Origin of the sequence: Mycobacterium sp. UM_WGJ (assembly GCF_000455125.1) — a bacterium.
In the GTDB taxonomy this organism is placed as follows: domain Bacteria; phylum Actinomycetota; class Actinomycetes; order Mycobacteriales; family Mycobacteriaceae; genus Mycobacterium.
This window is the reverse complement of the sequence record NZ_AUWR01000038.1, coordinates 1-16,437: the sequence shown is the minus strand read 5'-3', so window position 1 is coordinate 16,437 and position 16,437 is coordinate 1. Positions and strand designations below refer to the sequence as shown.

The 16,437-nt window shown below is 69.8% G+C and carries 15 protein-coding genes and 1 pseudogene; 8 read left to right on the top strand and 8 right to left on the bottom strand.

The window, feature by feature from the left end; genetic code table 11:
• Positions 1 to 5: 5 nt before the first annotated feature.
• A complete protein-coding gene (locus N416_RS0112810) occupies positions 6 to 902 on the top strand; it encodes a nucleoside triphosphate pyrophosphohydrolase (RefSeq protein WP_024442508.1) in 897 nt (298 codons plus the stop codon).
• 459 nt (positions 903 to 1,361) lie between these two features.
• On the opposite strand, the gene N416_RS21620 is transcribed toward N416_RS0112810, so the two are convergent.
• Positions 1,362 to 2,888 carry a PPE family protein gene (locus N416_RS21620; protein WP_036457885.1) on the bottom strand — a complete coding sequence of 509 codons (1,527 nt, stop codon included), beginning with the start codon at positions 2,886 to 2,888 and terminating at the stop codon, positions 1,362 to 1,364.
• Between the two features lie 105 nt (positions 2,889 to 2,993).
• Here N416_RS21620 and N416_RS23890 point away from each other — a divergent pair.
• From N416_RS23890 to N416_RS0112765, 7 genes and pseudogenes are all read left to right on the top strand, one after another.
• Positions 2,994 to 3,692: pseudogene (locus N416_RS23890) on the top strand (DUF2275 domain-containing protein); the annotation flags it as partial.
• Positions 3,693 to 3,830: 138 nt separating this feature from the next.
• The gene (gene sigC, locus N416_RS23885) at positions 3,831 to 4,400 is read left to right on the top strand and encodes an RNA polymerase sigma factor SigC (protein ID WP_231384232.1); all 570 of its coding nucleotides are present in this window, start codon (positions 3,831 to 3,833) and stop codon (positions 4,398 to 4,400) included.
• A gap of 166 nt (positions 4,401 to 4,566) precedes the next feature.
• Positions 4,567 to 5,301, top strand: coding sequence for a lytic transglycosylase domain-containing protein (locus tag N416_RS0112785; protein WP_024442504.1), 735 nt, complete (start codon positions 4,567 to 4,569; stop codon positions 5,299 to 5,301).
• A gap of 98 nt (positions 5,302 to 5,399) precedes the next feature.
• Positions 5,400 to 6,689 (top strand): phosphopyruvate hydratase, encoded by a 1,290-nt coding sequence (eno, locus tag N416_RS0112780; RefSeq protein ID WP_024442503.1) that lies wholly within the window; start codon positions 5,400 to 5,402, stop codon positions 6,687 to 6,689.
• 18 nt (positions 6,690 to 6,707) lie between these two features.
• The gene (locus tag N416_RS0112775; RefSeq protein ID WP_024442502.1) at positions 6,708 to 7,364 is read left to right on the top strand and encodes a septum formation initiator family protein; all 657 of its coding nucleotides are present in this window, start codon (positions 6,708 to 6,710) and stop codon (positions 7,362 to 7,364) included.
• Positions 7,357 to 7,848: a DUF501 domain-containing protein gene (locus N416_RS0112770; protein WP_024442501.1), complete on the top strand. Its 492-nt coding sequence runs from the start codon at positions 7,357 to 7,359 to the stop codon at positions 7,846 to 7,848. Before N416_RS0112775 ends, N416_RS0112770 begins: the two co-directional genes overlap by 8 nt.
• Positions 7,845 to 8,798, top strand: coding sequence for a Ppx/GppA phosphatase family protein (locus N416_RS0112765; RefSeq protein WP_024442500.1), 954 nt, complete (start codon positions 7,845 to 7,847; stop codon positions 8,796 to 8,798). Before N416_RS0112770 ends, N416_RS0112765 begins: the two co-directional genes overlap by 4 nt.
• Before the next feature lie 4 nt (positions 8,799 to 8,802).
• Here the strand turns inward: N416_RS0112765 and N416_RS0112760 are convergent, their stop codons facing one another.
• From N416_RS0112760 to N416_RS0112730, 7 genes are all read right to left on the bottom strand, one after another.
• Positions 8,803 to 9,195, bottom strand: a complete 393-nt coding sequence (locus N416_RS0112760) for a DUF1942 domain-containing protein (RefSeq protein WP_081654554.1) — start codon at positions 9,193 to 9,195, stop codon at positions 8,803 to 8,805.
• A 127-nt stretch (positions 9,196 to 9,322) separates the two neighbouring features.
• On the bottom strand, positions 9,323 to 10,006 hold the full coding sequence (locus tag N416_RS0112755; RefSeq protein ID WP_024442498.1) for a response regulator: 684 nt from the start codon (positions 10,004 to 10,006) through the stop codon (positions 9,323 to 9,325).
• On the bottom strand, positions 10,006 to 12,525 hold the full coding sequence (locus tag N416_RS0112750) for a sensor histidine kinase KdpD (RefSeq protein ID WP_051190257.1): 2,520 nt from the start codon (positions 12,523 to 12,525) through the stop codon (positions 10,006 to 10,008). Before N416_RS0112750 ends, N416_RS0112755 begins: the two co-directional genes overlap by 1 nt.
• 28 nt (positions 12,526 to 12,553) lie before the next feature.
• Positions 12,554 to 13,735, bottom strand: coding sequence for a PPE family protein (locus N416_RS0112745; RefSeq protein ID WP_024442496.1), 1,182 nt, complete (start codon positions 13,733 to 13,735; stop codon positions 12,554 to 12,556).
• 51 nt (positions 13,736 to 13,786) lie between these two features.
• On the bottom strand, positions 13,787 to 14,593 hold the full coding sequence (locus N416_RS24255; RefSeq protein WP_024442495.1) for a PE family protein: 807 nt from the start codon (positions 14,591 to 14,593) through the stop codon (positions 13,787 to 13,789).
• A 190-nt stretch (positions 14,594 to 14,783) separates the two neighbouring features.
• Positions 14,784 to 15,881, bottom strand: coding sequence for a PPE family protein (locus tag N416_RS0112735; protein WP_081654556.1), 1,098 nt, complete (start codon positions 15,879 to 15,881; stop codon positions 14,784 to 14,786).
• A gap of 29 nt (positions 15,882 to 15,910) precedes the next feature.
• Entirely contained in the window at positions 15,911 to 16,210 is a 300-nt protein-coding gene (locus N416_RS0112730) for a PE family protein (protein ID WP_024442493.1), read from the bottom strand.
• Positions 16,211 to 16,437 lie beyond the last annotated feature (227 nt).

Here is a 16,437-nt window from a genome sequence, read left to right as displayed (position 1 = left end):
CCACGATGACCGTCGTCCTGGTCGACCCCCGCCGGCCCTCGCTTGTCCCGGTCGAAGCCCTCGCGTTGCTGGCCGGTGAGGTCGTCTACACCGAGGAACTGCCGATCGTGGTGCCGTGGTCGTTGCCGGCCGCCCGATCGGTGCTCACCGGCGGCGCCTCTGACGTGCCGGCCCCGGTACTGCTGTCCTCGGACCGCAACCATCCCGACGTGGTCGCTCGACTGGAGGCCGGGGAGACGCTGATCGCGGCGCCGGACGCGCCGCCGGGGGAGCGGCTGATCGACGCCGTCGCGATCATGGACCGGTTGCGCACCACCGGCCCGTGGGAGAGCGAGCAGACCCACGACTCGCTGCGCCGGTTTCTCCTTGAGGAGACCTATGAACTGTTCGACGCCGTCCGCAGCGGGGATGCCGACGAGCTGTGTGCGGAACTGGGCGACGTGCTCTTGCAGGTGCTGTTCCACGCCCGCATCGCCGAGGACGCGCTGGAGAACCCGTTCGGTATCGACGACGTCGCGGATTCGCTGCTGCGCAAGCTGAGCAACCGCGCGCCCGCGGTGCTCGCCGGCGAGGAGATCTCGCTGGCCGAGCAGGTGGCGCAGTGGGAAGAGCGGAAAACGCTGGAGAAGAGTTCCAGGAACTCGATCATGGACGACCTGTCGACCGCGCAGCCGGCCTTGGCGTTGGCCCAGAAAGTGCTGCAACGGCTGGTCCGCGCCGGCGTGCCCGCCGACCTGATCCCCGAGACGGTCACCACCGTGACCGTCGCGGCCGGCGTCGACGCCGAAAACAATTTGCGGACAGCGGTTTTGGAACTCATGGACACCGTCCGTGCCGTCGAGAAGACGATCATCGGCGAGCCCACCGAAGAGCTGTGGCGAGCCCACTGGCCGCAGCCCTAGCCTCCCGCTCGGGTCGGCCGGGTCTCCTCATCCGTCACTTTGGTCGCGACTCCCGAGGGTATGGAGATGTGCCCGCCTGTGAGCGACAACCCGGTATTTCCGCAGGTGGCTGTGCGTTCCGGTACTCACGCAGGTCACTTTCATCTCAAAATCCCCCAATGTCACGCTTTTGCCGCGGGCTGAGGGGTGCCCGCGTCGTAGCGACAATGGCGATGACGGTGTGCGTGGGAGCCCTGATTGTCGCTGTTAGGTGGGCGCCCCGCCCCTCAGCGACAATCCGCGGCGGATGAGATACGCGGGGAACCTGGTGCAGATGGGGCGTGAGCCTAGGCGTCTTTCCGGCGCCCACCTGGGCCTTTGTCTGACCTGTCGCTCACAGGCGGGCACATCTCCATACCCTCGGGAGCCGAGACAGGTGAGGCGGATGGGGCTCCAACCGTCAAGGCTCGACCGACTGGGTTAGCGCTGCGAGTCAGAGACCTCGCCCCAACTGCCGGGCAGCATCGGGATCCGCGGCTCGGTGTCGAGCCCCGCACCGGTGAGCACGGCGATCCCGGAAGCCTGACGGCTGGTGCCGGTAGCGGTGCCGGCGAAGCCCAGCGGTCCGGCACCGGAATCCGAGGCGCTTGCCGTGCCGGCGGGTCCCTCCCACTCCGGCGTCACGCCGATGTTCATATCCATGTATTCGTCGCCGAACCCGCGCTGCTTGGCGCGCTGCCGCTGCCGGCGCTTGGCGGCCAGGGCCTGCGCGGTGGCTTCACCGGGGGCGCCCTGGCTCTCGGACGCCTCTTCGTCGGCACTGCGGGAACGTCGCGCACCGCTGGAGCTCCGCGCCGACGAGGAGACGCTGCTCACCAGGTACAGGCAGGAGGTGGGCCCGAATCCGACGCCCGGTCCGCCGCCCGCCGCGCCGCCGGCCGGCATGCCGGCACTCGCGGTGGCAGGAGCGGTCGGGCCGGCTGAGGAGATCGGGTCCGCGCAGGCGCACGCCTCGGCTCCCGCGGGCACCGGGGCACCCGCGGCGACCGGGGCGCCGACGCTGCCTCCCACCGGCATCGGCGGGGTCGGCTCGACGGTCTGGTCGAGCCCGACCGCACCGAGCGCACCCAGCGCACCGAGCCCGGCGGCCGCGGCGAGGGCGGGCGCTGCGGCCATCACGATCGGGATCGCCATCTGGACGGCGATCTGGCCCATCGGCCACAACAGCGTCAGGGTGTGGAAGGTGGTCCAGCCCAGCGCCCCGGCCAGGATCGGGGTCATGCCCGGGATCTGTAGCAGCATCTGGGTGACCGAGCTGGCAAACGGAAACGCCTCGATCGGATATCCGTCCACGCCCAGCAGCGACCACAGCCACCTGGCGATCGGGTCGGCGAAGCCCATGTTGTACTGCCTGAGCAGGTCGGCGATCTGTTGTTCCCAGCTGGGGGCGGCAGCGGCCTCGGCGGCCCCCGGGGCCACGATCGGCGGCGCCGGCGTCGCTACCGGAACCGAGGCCAGCGCCGCTCCCGCGACGCCCTGGTAGACGGTCATCATCTCCGCGGCCTGCACCCACATCCGGGCGTAGTCGGCTTCGTTCAGTGCGATCGGGACGGTGTTGATGCCGAAGAAGTTCGTCGCCACCAGCGTGGCGTGCACCGCGTGGTTGGTGGCCAGCTCTGCCAGGGTGGGCATGCCGGCCAGCGCCGCGGTGTAGGCCGCGGCCGCGGTTTGGTGCAGACCGGCGGCAGCGGTGCTCTTGGCGGCGCTCTCGGCCAGCCAGCTCAGATACGGGGCGTGCGCGGCCGCGTACTGCTGGGCGCTGGGGCCCTGCCAGGCGCCCTGCACTCCGGCCAGTACCGCGTCGAGTTCGGCGGCCACCTCGGCGTACTCCGCGCTCATCGCCGAGTACGCTGACGCGGATTCCAGTAGCGGACCAGGTCCGGGCCCGGCGCTCAGGAGCGCCGAGTGCACCTCCGGCGGCGAAGCCAGCCAGACCGGTGCGGTCATCGAACACCTCTTCCCCACGCTTGGTGATCTTCACATCGTCAATCAGTAGTCGCGTTGTGGGTCGATTTGGTTCCCTGGGGATGCCCCTTTGTTTCCACGCGCCGGATGAGCGACTATGGCGGCATGCGGTGCGAGGTGGTGCGGGAGACCCTGTCGTCGCTGCTCGACGGCGAGCAGCAGGAGCTGCCGGCGCAGCAGGTTGATGCGCACTTGGCATCATGCCGCGGCTGCCGGCGCTGGCTGGTCGGCGCGGCTGCCCAGGCCCGCCGGCTCACTGACATCAACAGCGAGGGTGGCGCCGGGCACGGCCCTGACCTGGCCGCCCAGATCCTGGCGGCGGCCGGGGTGACATCGATCACCACCGAGAACTCCGGCGACAGCGTCTGGTCGCGGTGGGGTTTCCGGCGTCCGGCGCTGATCGCCGTCGGGGTGCTCCAGGTGGCGCTGGCGGGTATCCAGATCGCCGGTGTGGACTTCGGCATGGTTTCGGCGCACGGCCACGGGCACGGCGCGGCCACCGGGGCGCATTTGCTGCACGAGTCCACCGCCTGGTTGTTGGCGCTGGGCGGGGCGATGATCGCCGCCGGTATCTGGCCGTCCGTGGCGGCCGGGGTCGCCGCGATCGCGGGAGTTTATGCCCTGGCATTGGGCGGTTATGTGGCGGTCGACGCCTACCACGGTCAGGTGACGGCAGCTCGGATCGCCAGCCACCTGCCGGTGCTGATCGGCTTGGTGTTCGCTTTGCTGGTGGCGCGTCAGCGGATGGGCGGGGCAGGCCCGCGCCCGGCCCGATGGGGCGCGGACGGCGCGGCTGACGGGGCAGTCCCGGCGGCGGGCGCCGGTCGCGGCCGGCGGCGCCATCTGCGGTCGGTCAACCACTCGGACAGCTCTACGACCATGCGTCGTAATGGCTCTGCGAACCCGGGTCTAAGGTGGGTGTTCATGGCGGGAGCTGAGCGGGTCCAAGGCGATCCTGACGATGCTGTCACCGCCCTCGCCGTTGCCGCCGCCGCCGGCGATGCCCGTGCGCTGGAGGCCTTCATCAAGGCCACTCAGCACGATGTCTGGCGCTTCGTGGCCTACCTGTTCGACGGTGTCAGTGCGGACGACCTGACTCAGGAGACGTTCCTGCGGGCGATCGGCGCTATCCAGCGGTTCGCCGGCCGTTCCAGTGCGCGGACCTGGCTGCTGGCTATCGCTCGGCGGGTGGTGGCCGACCACATTCGCTACCTCAAGGCGCGTCCGCGCACCGCACCGGGCGTCGACCCCGCACTGCTGCTGGACCGCGACCGGCCGACCCGCGGTTTCGAGGATGTCGTCGAGGTGACCGAGTTGATCGCCGGCCTGTCGACCGATCAGCGCGAGGCGCTGCTGCTGACCCAACTGTTCGGGCTGTCCTATTCCGATGCCGCGGCGGTCTGCGACTGCCCGGTCGGCACCATCCGATCTCGAGTCGCGCGCGCACGTGACGCGCTGCTGGCCGATCCTGACCGCAGTGAGCTGACCGGTTAGCAGACGGTTCAGCGACGCGGGAACCGCCGCATAGACCGGCCGGGTTCGCGCTGGCAGAGCCGTTTTTGCGGCTAGCGCGGCCGAAGCGGCCGGTTGGCATGCCTCGCTGATGGCCCAGTCATGGAACGATGTACGCGAAACCATAGCTTCGAGGTTGGGGAGAGCGGTGTCGGCGCTACGTTGGCTGCGGACGGCCGCCGTCGTCGGCGCGACGGCTGTGCTGCTGGCATCCAGTTGCAGCTGGCAGCTCGGTAATCCCATCCCGCAGGGCGTGCCGCCGCCGCCGGGCGACCCGGTCCCGCCGGTCAGTACTGACGTCGCAGCGGGCCGACCTGCCGACCAGCTCTATCAATGGGCCGCTGAGCGAGCCCCGATGCTCGGCATTCCCATCACCGCACTGGAGGCCTACGCCTACGCCGCGCGGGTGGCGGAGGTGGAGAACCCCAACTGTCATCTGGGCTGGACCACGCTGGCTGGCATCGGCCAGATCGAGAGTCATCACGGCCACTACAACAACGCCACGGTTGCGCGGAACGGAGACGTGCGGCCCAAGATCCGCGGGGTCCGGCTCGACGGCTCCGGAGGCAATCTCCACATCGTCGAAGAAGTCCAACCGGACCTGGCCGACGACGACGGGGTGGTCCGTGCGATGGGCCCGATGCAGTTCATTCCGGAGACCTGGCGGCTCTACGGCGTTGATGCCAACAATGACGGCATCGTCAGCCCCGACAACATCGACGACGCCGCCCTGTCAGCGGCCGGCTATCTGTGCTGGCGCGGTAAGGATCTGGCCACCCCCAAGGGCTGGATGACGGCGTTGATGGCCTACAACGAGTCGGAGATCTACGCCCGCGCTGTCCGGGATTGGGCCGCCGCGTACGCGGCCGGTCGCCCGCTGTAGTGGTGTCCGGTACGGAGTAAGGCGACGTACAGCTAGGCTCCCAACAGGCCTCCGATAGAACACGACGGCCAGCCCCACCCACGCTCAAGGAGAAGTCAGTGCCCATCATCCAGCAGGTCGGCGCCCGCGAGATTCTCGATTCCCGCGGCAACCCCACGGTCGAGGTCGAGGTCGCGCTGGAAGATGGCACGTTCGCCCGGGCCGCGGTGCCCTCGGGTGCATCCACCGGCGAGCACGAGGCCGTGGAACTCCGCGACGGGGGCGCCCGCTACGGCGGCAAGGGCGTGCAGAAGGCGGTCGCCGCGGTACTGGACCAGATCGCGCCGGCGGTCATCGGAATCAGCGCCGACGACCAGCGGCTGGTGGACCAGGCGCTGGTGGATCTCGACGGCACCCCGGACAAGTCCCGGCTGGGCGCCAACGCCATGCTCGGCGTCTCGCTGGCGGTGGCCAAGGCGGCCGCCGACTCCGCGGCGCTCCCGCTGTACCGCTACCTGGGTGGCCCCAACGCCCACATCCTGCCGGTGCCGATGATGAACATCCTCAACGGCGGCGCCCACGCCGACACCGGCGTCGACGTCCAGGAATTCATGGTCGCCCCGATCGGCGCCCCCAACTTCGCCGAGGCGCTGCGCTGGGGCACCGAGGTCTACCACTCGCTCAAGGCGGTGCTGAAGAAGCAGGGTCTGTCCACCGGGCTCGGTGACGAGGGTGGTTTTGCCCCCGACGTCGCCGGCACCACCGCCGCGCTCGACCTGATCAGCACCGCGATCGAGGCCACCGGCCTGAAGCTGGGCACCGACGTCGCGCTGGCGCTGGACGTCGCGGCCACCGAGTTCTACACCGAGGGCAGCGGCTACGCCTTCGAGAAGCAGAACCGCACCGCGGCCCAGCTGGCCGAGTTCTACGCCAAGCTGCTCGACAGCTACCCGCTGGTGTCCATCGAAGACCCGCTGTCCGAGGACGACTGGGACGGCTGGGTGTCGTTGACCTCGGCTATCGGGGACCGGGTGCAGCTCGTCGGCGACGACCTGTTCGTCACCAACCCCGAACGGCTCGAGGAGGGCATCGAGCGGGGCGCGGCGAACGCACTGCTGGTCAAGGTCAACCAGATCGGCACGCTGACCGAGACCCTGGATGCGGTCACCCTGGCCCACCACAGCGGTTACCGCACCATGATGAGTCACCGCAGCGGCGAGACCGAGGACACCACCATCGCCGACTTGGCGGTGGCCGTCAGCAGCGGTCAGATCAAGACCGGTGCCCCGGCCCGCAGCGAGCGGGTGGCCAAGTACAACCAGCTGCTGCGGATCGAGGAGGAACTCGGCGACGCCGCGCGTTACGCCGGCGAGCTGGCCTTCCCCCGCTACGCGCCGGAGAGCAAGTAGCCGCCAGGGGCCGCTGCCATGTCCGATCCGAAACGTCCTGACGCCAAGCGGCGTGCCGCGACGTCGCGGCCGGGACGCGGCGGGGAGAACGGACGGGCGCACCCGCGCCGGACGCCGCCGGTGCGCCGGGGACCTGGCGCCCCGCGGACCCCACCGCCGTCACCGGCCGGTGCGGTCAAACGAGCCATCGCGGCGGCGGCCGAGCAGAGTTCGGAGCTGCGGGTCGGCTTCACCGCCCGGCGGGCGGTGATCCTGGCCGCCGTGATGTGTGTGCTCACCCTGACCGTCGCCGGGCCGGTCCGTACGTTCTTCGCCCAGCACGCGGAGATGAAACAGCAGTCCCAGTTGGAGAACACCCTGCACCGCCAGATCACCGACCTGCAGCAACAGAAGGCCAACTTGGACGACCCCGCGCACATCCGCGCGCAGGCCCGCCAGCGGCTCGGCTTTGTCATGCCAGGCGAGATCCCGTACCAGGTCCAGCTGCCCGCGCCGGCCGAGGTGCCGGGCGAGCCGGGGGCCGAGCCCCTGGACGCGCCCACCGGCGATCCCTGGTACACCTCACTGTGGCACACCATCGCCGACGCGCCGCACCCTCCGCCGGCTGCGCCTGCTGCGCCCCCGGGCGCTCCCGGGCTTCCGGTTCCGCCCGCACCGGTGGTGCCCGTTGGTTGATCCCGCCGACCTGGATGCGGTGGGCCGGCAGCTGGGCCGTGAGCCGCGCGGCGTCCTGGAGATCTCCTATCGGTGCCCCAACGGTGAACCTGCCGTGGTCAAGACGGCCCCGAAACTGCCGGACGGTACACCGTTTCCCACGCTGTACTACCTGACGCATCCGGCGCTGACCGCCGCGGCCAGCCGGCTGGAATCGTCGGGTCTGATGGCCGACATGACCGAGCGGCTGCAGCACGATCCCGAGCTCGCGGCCGGCTATCGGGCCGCTCACGAGGCCTATCTCGCTGAGCGTGATGCGATCGAAACGTTGGGAACCACCTTCACCGGCGGGGGCATGCCCGAGCGGGTGAAATGCCTGCACGTGCTGATGGCCCATTCCCTGGCCAAGGGCCGCGGCGTCAACCCTTTCGGTGACGAGGCGCTCGCCATCCTGGCCGCCGAGCCGGCGATGGCCGGGATTCTGGCACCGGGGGACTGGCTGTGACGCGCCTGGCGGGAATCGACTGCGGCACCAACTCGATTCGGCTGTTGATCGCGGAGCCAGTTGACGGCCGGCTGCGCGATGTTCATCGAGAGATGCGCATCGTCCGGTTGGGCGAGGGCGTCGACGCGACCGGACGGTTCGCCCCCGAGGCGCTGGAACGCACCCGTGCGGCGTTGGAGGACTACGCCGAGTTGTTGGCGGCACACGGTGTTTCACGGGTGCGGATGGTCGCGACCTCAGCCACCCGGGACGCGGCCAACCGCGACGTTTTCTTCGACATGACGGCGCAGGTGCTGGGACGCGCCGTTCCGGGGGCGGTCGCCGAGGTCATCACCGGCCAGGAGGAAGCCGAGCTGTCCTTCCGCGGCGCGGTGGGTGAATTGGACAGTGCCGACGGGCCATTCGTGGTCGTCGACCTCGGCGGTGGTTCCACCGAGGTGGTGCTGGGCGATCCGGACAACGGGGTGACGGCGAGCTTTTCGGCCAACGTCGGCTGCGTCCGGCTGACGGAGCGTTGCCTGCACTCCGACCCGCCTACCGCCGAAGAAGTCGCCGCCGCTGCCGCGGTGGCCCGGGAGCTACTCGGGGAGGCGGTGCGGGCGGTGCCGGTGCAGCAGGCCCGAACCTGGGTGGGGGTGGCGGGCACCATGACCACGCTGTCGGCTCTTGCGCACGGAATGGGCGAATACGACTCGGCCGCAATCCATCTGTCCCGAGTCGGCTTCGAGGATCTGACGGCGGTCTGCGATCAGCTGATCGGCATGAGCCGCGCCGAGCGGGCCGCCCTGGGCCCGATGCACCCCGGCCGCGTCGATGTTATCGGCGGTGGCGCGATCGTGGTCCAGGAACTGGCCCGCATCTTGGCGCAGCGCGCCGGAATCACGGAGTTGGTAGTCAGCGAGCACGACATCCTGGATGGCATTGTGCTGTCGATCACCGTCTCCGATTAGCCGGTCACTGCTTCCAGACAACCTTGTCGACGCCGGCGGCGTCGCGGTAGACGACACTGTCCGGCGCGGTGCCGTTCTTGACATCGAAGTAGATGCGTCCGCTGGTCTGGCTGCCGGCTGCGATCGGCCCGTTAGGAAGGCCGTCGACTTCGTTGCCCTTCATCACCGCAAACGTCGAACTGTTGACGGCGCGGGCGTTGAAGTCGGCGATGTTCGGGGTGGGAGAACCGCTGACCGCCTTGGCCGTCACATCGGAATACCAAATGCCGTCGTTGTGCCCGCTGGGTTGCAGGTTCTTGACGGTGTAGTCGATGGCTCCGCCAGGGCTTTGGATCTCTTCGCTCTGACCGAATCCGACTACTTGTGGGTCCGCAGAAGCCGGCGCCACCGCGAGCATTCCGACCGTCGCGAGGCCAGCTGCTGTTATTGCCGTCTTCTTGGCGATCTGGGAGAACACGGTAAAACTCCTTCCGTTAGGTTCTCCCAGGCATATCCGCGGCGCCGGATTTCAAAACCTCAAAAATTCACACTTCGAAGCGATAACCCATCCCGGCCTCGGTGAGCAGGTGTTTGGGGTTTGAGGGATCGTCTTCGAGTTTGCGCCGCAACTGCGCCAGATAGACCCGGAGGTACTGGGTTTCCTTTGCGTACGCGGGACCCCACACCTGGGTGAGCAACTCGTCGCGGCCGACCAGCTTGCCCCGGTTGCGCACCAGCATCTCCAACATTCCCCACTCGGTGGGGGTCAGGTGCACTTCGCCACCGTTTTTGGTGACTTTCTTGGCCGCCAGATCCACGGTGAACGAGGCAGTGTCGACTATCGGCTGATCAATTTCGGCGGTCGCGGCATTACGCCGCGCAGCCGCTCGCAGCCGAGCCAGAAACTCGTCCATCCCGAATGGTTTGGTCACGTAGTCATCGGCACCGGCGTCCAGCGCCTCCACCTTGTCGGCAGAGTCGGTACGGGCGGACAGCACGATCACCGGCGCCGTCAGCCAGCCGCGCAGCCCGGCCAGCACCTCGATGCCGGAGATGTCGGGCAGTCCCAGGTCCAAGATCACCACGTCCGGGCGCTGTTCGGCCGCGGCGCGCAGTGCGCCGCCGCCCGTCGCCGCGGTGACGACCTCATAGCCGCGCACCGACAGGTTGATCTTCAGGGCGCGCAGAATCTGCGGCTCGTCATCGACGACCAGAACCCGTGTGCTCATCAGCTCTCTCCCGCCGGGGCGGCCAGGTCCACCACCATGGTCAACCCGCCGCCCGGTGTCTCCGTCGCCGAGATGGTGCCGCCCATTGCCTCGGTGAAACCCCGGGCGACCGACAGTCCCAGGCCCACACCGCTGGTGTTGTCGCGGTCGCCGAGGCGCTGGAACGGGTCGAATACGTGCGCTTCGCCGCCCCGGGGCAGCCCGCGGCCCTCGTCGGCGACGTTGATCAGCACCCGCTCGCCCACGTGGCCCGCGGTCACCCGTACCACGCTGTCGGAGGCGTAGCGCAACGCGTTGTCGATCACGTTGGCCAGTACCCGTTCCAACAGTCCGGCGTCGGCCATCGCGACAGTCGGGCCGACCTCGACCTTGATCTGGTCCAGGCCGCCGCCGCGGAAGGTGTTGCTGCGCTTGCCGATCCCGATCAGAGCGCGCTGCACCACCTCTTCGAGATACACCTTGGTCAGCTCGGGCCGGATCACCCCGGCGGCCAACCGCGACGAGTCCAGCAGATTGCCCACCAGGTCGGTGAGCTGGTCGACCGATTCCTCCACGGTGGCCAGCAGCTCGGCGGTGTCGTCGGGGGAGAAGTCGACGTCGTCGGCACGCAGGCTCGACACCGCCGCTTTGGCGGCGGCGAGCGGGGTCCGCAGATCGTGGCTGACCGCCGACAGCAGGGAGCGGCGCAGTTCGTCGGTCCGCATCACCGCATCGGCCCGGCCGGCTTCGGCTGCCAGCTCCTCCTGGCGGACCAGCCCGGCCGCCTGCCGTGCCACCACCGACAGCACCCTGCGGTCCCGGGAGGCCAACTGCCGGCCGACCATCAGCATCGAGAACTCGTCGTCGCTCACATCGATCGAGGTGTCCGCGAGATCCACCGAGGTGCAGGGCATCTCGCCGACGGAGGCCACCACTTCGGGGACGCCGGTGCCGCCCGGAACACGGACCAGGCTCACCGCCCGCTGAGCGTAGGTCTCGCGAATCCGCTCCAGCAGGGTGCCCAGGTCGGCGCCGCGCAGCACGGATCCGGCGAACAGCGTCATCAGCTCGGCTTCGCGGGAGGCGAGGCCGGCCTCCCTGGCTCGTTTGGCTGCGCCGTCGACCAAGACCGCGACCGCGACCGCGACCAGCAGCAGCACGACCTCGGTCACCGCGGCGTCGGTTTCGGCGATGGTGAAGTCGCGGCGCGGCGCGAGCAGGAAGTAGTTCAGCAACATCCCGGACAGCAACGCCGATAGCACCGCCGGCGCGATACCGCCCAACAGGGCCACCAGCAGCACCCCGACGACGAACAGCGCGCTCTGCCCGGTGTCGAGGTAGTGGTCGAGCCAGCCCGCCACCACCAGGCACACCAGGCACGGGACGATGATCGCGGCCAGCCACGAGACCGCCCGGCGCTCCCGCGGGGAGATCGACAGCGCCCGGAAGTTCGGTTTGGTGTCGTCGTCGGTGACGATGTGCACGTCGATGTCGCCGGACTGCTGCACTACGGCCGCGCCGACACCCTCGTCGAGGATGCGTGCCCAGCGGGAACGCCGCGAGCTGCCGATCACCAGTTGGGTGGCGTTGACGTCGCGGGCGAAATCGAGCAGCGCTGCCGGCACGTCATCGCCGATCACCGTGTGCAGCGAGGCGCCCAGACTGGTCGCCAGTTGGCGTAGCTTGCCCACCCAGGGAGCCGGGGCCCCGGAGTGGCCGTCGTTACTCAGAACGTGCAGCACCAGCAGCTCACCACCGGCCTTGGACGCGATCCGGGAGGCCCGGCGGACCAGCGGCTCGGACTCCGGCCCGCCGGTGACCGCGGCGACGATGCGTTCGCGCGCTTCCCAGGTCTCGGTGATCTTCTTGTCGGCACGGTAGCGGGTCAGTGCGGCGTCGACTTGTCCGGCCAGCCACAGCAGCGCCAATTCCCGCAGCGCGGTGAGGGTCTCGCCGCGGAAGTAGTTGGCCAGCGCCGCGTCGACCTTCTCCGGTGGGTAGACGTTGCCGTGGGAAAGCCGGCGCCGCAACGCCTCCGGCGCGACATCGATGAGTTCGATCTGGGCCGCCTGCCGCACCACCGCGTCCGGGACGGTGTCGTGCTGGGTGGTTCCGGTGATCTTGGCGACGACGTCGCTGAGGCTCTCCAGCTGCTGGACGTTGACCGTGGAGATCACGGTGATGCCCGCGGCGAGCAGTTCCTCGATGTCCTGCCAGCGCTTGGGATTGCGGCTGCCCGCGGCATTGGTGTGCGCGAGATCGTCGACCAGCAGCACCTCCGGCCGGCGTCGCAGCACCGCGGCGACATCGAGTTCGCCCTCGGGCTCGCCGATGATCTCGATGCCTTGCAACAGTTCCGCGGTCTTGCTGCGGCCGTGGGTCTCGACCGCGGCGGCGACGACGTCGGTGCCGCGCTCGGCTCGGCGATGGGCTTCGCCGAGCATCGCGTAGGTTTTGCCGACCCCGGGCGAGGCTCCGAGGTAGATGCGGAGTTCTCCCCGTGGTTCTCCGCGCCGGCCGCGCTGACTCACGACACTCACCCGTCCATCATCGCGGCAACCGAGGACATCAGCCAGCGACGACAGGCCGCACCATCACGGTGGGTTTGAACCCGTACCTCGGGTTGCTGAGACCGGCACCGCTGCGGCCGGCCGATGCCATGCCCGGCACGCCGGCCCCCACGGTGTTGACCGCGGCGCCCTCCTCGGCCTCGGTCCAGCCGTGGCTGACCAAGGTGGCGCTGCCTTCCGGGATCGACGTGGCCGTTGTCGGGACGGCGGCCGGCCAACTCGACGGCACCGACAGCCCGCCCACCGGGACGCCGTTCCCGACACCGGCCAGCACGGGGGCGCCGCCCGATGCGGCTCCAGCCGGTGTAGTAACCGCGTCCGCCAGCACCATCTCCGGCCAGACCGGTGCCTGCGCCGGCCCGGTCGCGATGGCGTACGCGCTGGCGATGCCGGCGAACAGGTGCCAGGCACCGGCGTTGCTCAACGCCGAACTGTAGGTCTGCAGTCCGTTCCAGATACCGATGTTCTGGGTGGAGCCGATGAAGTTGGACAGGAAGTCGGTGATGCCGCTCTGCGCCGGCTGGGTCGCCATGGCCGGCGCCGCCAGGGTTTGCATGGCCGACGGTAGACCGGAGACCAACTGCGACAGCCCGTTCTGCGCGCTGCCGGCCGAGGCCTGGGCAACCGCGGCGCCCTGACCGGCGATCCCGGCCGGGTTGGTGCTGGGCGCGGGCGAGCTCAGCGGTTGCAGCGTTCCCGCGAGCGCTGACGAGGCGGCGTAGCCGTACATGGCCATCGCGTCCTGTGCCCACATCTCGGCGTATTGGGCCTCCACCGCCGCGATGGCCGCGGTGTTGAACCCCAAAAAGTTCGTTGCCACCAGCGCCGCGAACTGGGCCCGGTTGGCGGCGACCACCGCGGGGGGCACCGTCATCGCGAACGCCGCCTCGTAGGCGGCGGCGGAGGCCGATGCCTGGGCGGCGGCGTGCTCGGCGGCCGCGGCGGTGGTGTTGAGCCACGCCACGTAGGGCCGGGCGGCGGCGGCCATCGCCGCCGCGGCCGGTCCGCGCCATTCTTCGCCAGTCAACGTCGAGATCACCGATTCGTAGGAGGCCGCCGTCGTGGCCAATTCGGCGCCGAGTGCGTTCCAGGCCGTCGCGGCGGCGGTCATCGGAGTGGCCCCAGCGCCCGCGTACATCCGTGTGGAGTTGATCTCGGGGGGCAGAGCTGCGTAGTCCATGGTGGGGAAGTCCGTTTCCTCTAGTCGATTTCGGCCGCGGCGCTGCTGGTGCTAGACGATCGGCTTGCGCGGCATCACGACCGGCTTGACGCCGTAGCGAGGCCGGCCGAATCCGGGTCCGCCACGATTCGCGGCGGCGACCGCCGGTGCTCCGGCTGGCACCGTGGCGGCGCCGCGCGGCTCGACCTCGGCTGATCCTGCGGCGACGAGCGGGCGCGGCTCGGCGGCCGGTGCGGCCTCAGCGGCCCAGCTCGGTGGTGCTGACATCTTGTTGACGGGTGCTCCCTGGCCGGCGGCGGCCGCGGCCGGGACACCGGCCTCTGGCGCGGCCCGCGAGATCAGGTTGGCGTGCTCGCCGACACCCTCGATGTGGTGAATGACGCCCGGAGGGTTGGTGATGTAGCCCTTGCCCAGGCCGGTGAACTCCGAGGCAGCCGACCCGAGGTTGGTGGCCTGCATGGCGGCCAGGATGGCGGAGTTGCTGGCGATTCCGCCAAGCCCGTACGTCGGGTCGGCGGCCCCCACGCCGGTGCTCCCCAACGCGGAGGTGGCGGTGCCCAGTCCGGCCGCTGCCGAGTTGGCGGTCTCGGTCTCCCCGTAGGAGTCGGCGCTGGCACGCAGGGTGTGAATGAACATCTCCTGCATCGCTGCGGCCTGCGCGCTGATCTGCTGATACAGGGTGCCGTAGGCGGAGAACTGGGCGGCCTGCAACGCTGAGACCTCGTCGGCGGCGGCCGGGGCCAGCCCGGTGATCGGGCTGGTCGCGGCTGCGTTCTGGGCGTTGAGCGCCCCGGCGATCGTCTGCAGTTCACCGGCCGCGGCGGACAGCGCCTCGGGTTGGGTGGTCAGGAACGACATGACAGCTCCTTGTGAGATTCGAGCCGGCCCCCGGCTGGGCTCGGTCCCGCTCCACTTTTTCCCTAGACCTGGGGAAGACCAGCGGCGTTAACGAGTTCTTTACGGTCTGACCCGGATTATTGACGGTTTGCTTTCAGGTCCGGCTGGGTCCGTCGGGCCGCGTCCTCCAGTGGTGATTTGTCTTCCCTGCTCAGCCCGCTGCCACCGGGTGCATCGTGACGGTGGGCCGAAATCCGTAGCTGGGGGCGGGGGCCGCCGAGGTGGCACGCGCGCCGAGTGTCCCGATCGGCATGCCGGTGGGCATGGCGCCCACAGCGCGTTCGGCGGCGGCCAAGGTCCCTCCCGGCAAGGCTGTGGTGGCGGCCCCGGCAGCCGTGCTGCCGGTGGCCCACGTCGGTGGCACCGACAACAGGCCGACCGACCCGGCCCGCCCCAGACCGGCCACCACGGTGGCGCCGTGGGCGCTCGTGCCGGCCGCGCCGGCCAGTCCCACCGCGCCGGTCGACACCGGCGCCGCGGCGAGCGCGGGCACCGGTGTCGGGGCGGCGCCGCCGACGCTGCTGAAGATGCCCAGCATGTTCGAGAGCACCCCGACCAGATTGGAGCCACCAGAGCTCGCCAGTGAACCCAGGTTCGCCGGATCCAGCAGACTGCTGAGCATCGCCGACGCCGACGACGATCCAGCTTGCAGCGGCGACGAAAGGCCTTGCAGGGCGGAGGGGACCGCCGAGATCAGTTGGGCCACCCCGCCCAGCCCGCCGGGGTTGGCCGGGTCGGCGGGTGCGGTCAACGGAGTCACCTGCGCCGCTACCGCCGACGAACCCGCGTAGCCGTACATGGCTGCGGCGTCCTGGGCCCACATCTCGGCGTAGTGCGCCTCGGTGGCCGTGATCGCCGGGGTGTTCTGTCCCAGGAAGTTGGTCGCGACCAGGGCCATCAGCAGGCTGCGGTTGGCCGCGATCACCGGCGGGGGGACCGTCATGGCGAACGCGGTCTCGAATGCGGCCGCGGCCGCGGTGGCCTGGGTGGCGGACTGCTCGGCCGCATCGGCGGTGGTGTTCATCCACGCCACGAAGGGAGCCGCCGCGGCGGCCATCGATGCCGACGCCGAACCCGCCCACAGTTCGCCGGCCATCCGGGTGACCACGGCCTGGTAGGCCGCGGCCGTCGACCCCAGCTCCACGGCCAGGCCATGCCAGGTCGTGGCGGCCGCCATCAAGGGCGCCGCACCCGGGCCGGTGTAGATCCATGCGGAGTTGACTTCCGGTGGTAACGCACCGAAATCCATCATTTCTTGATCCGTTGCGGGTGCGGGAGCTAGCGGGCTGCGATCGCGTTGGCGGCCTCGGTCGCCTCGTACGCGCCCGCGCCGGCCGCCAATGTGGCGACGAAGTGTTGGTGAATCGCATCAGCCTGCGCGCTGACCGCCTGGTACAGGCCGGCGTGCGCGACGAACTGGGCGGCGGTCAACGCCGACACCGGATCGGCCGCCGCGGGGACCACGCCGGTGGTCGCCGGGGCGGCTGCCGCGTTCTGGGCAGCCATCGCCGAGCCGATACCGGTCAATTCGCCGGCCGCGGCCGTCAGCTCCACTGGCTGCGCGCTCACGAACGACATCAACATCACCCTCTCCTAACCGATCGAGCCGACACGGTTCCGGTCACGAGATCTACCGTGCCGCAACGGTGCTCGGTTAGCTGCTGCCTTGACGCGCTCTTAACGGCGCCGGGTCCAACCTTGATGAGTCCTTGATGTCTGGAAACGGAAAAGCCCGACGCAGCCCCCTCCGCTGCGTCGGGTCTTTCCGGGTCTTGAGCTGACGTTACGCCCAGCTGGAACCCACC

Excerpts from the sequence above, each read along its gene's own strand:
- N416_RS0112810 (WP_024442508.1), top strand. The coding sequence starts at position 6 with ATGACCGTCGTCCTGGTCGACCCCCGCCGGCCCTCGCTTGTCCCGGTC.
- N416_RS21620 (WP_036457885.1), bottom strand. The coding sequence starts at position 2,888 with ATGACCGCACCGGTCTGGCTGGCTTCGCCGCCGGAGGTGCACTCGGCG.
- sigC (WP_231384232.1), top strand. The coding sequence starts at position 3,831 with ATGGCGGGAGCTGAGCGGGTCCAAGGCGATCCTGACGATGCTGTCACC.
- N416_RS0112775 (WP_024442502.1), top strand. The coding sequence starts at position 6,708 with ATGTCCGATCCGAAACGTCCTGACGCCAAGCGGCGTGCCGCGACGTCG.
- N416_RS0112760 (WP_081654554.1), bottom strand. The coding sequence starts at position 9,195 with ATGCTCGCGGTGGCGCCGGCTTCTGCGGACCCACAAGTAGTCGGATTC.
- N416_RS0112755 (WP_024442498.1), bottom strand. The coding sequence starts at position 10,006 with ATGAGCACACGGGTTCTGGTCGTCGATGACGAGCCGCAGATTCTGCGC.
- N416_RS0112745 (WP_024442496.1), bottom strand. The coding sequence starts at position 13,735 with ATGGACTACGCAGCTCTGCCCCCCGAGATCAACTCCACACGGATGTAC.
- N416_RS24255 (WP_024442495.1), bottom strand. The coding sequence starts at position 14,593 with ATGTCGTTCCTGACCACCCAACCCGAGGCGCTGTCCGCCGCGGCCGGT.
- N416_RS0112735 (WP_081654556.1), bottom strand. The coding sequence starts at position 15,881 with ATGGATTTCGGTGCGTTACCACCGGAAGTCAACTCCGCATGGATCTAC.
- N416_RS0112730 (WP_024442493.1), bottom strand. The coding sequence starts at position 16,210 with ATGTCGTTCGTGAGCGCGCAGCCAGTGGAGCTGACGGCCGCGGCCGGC.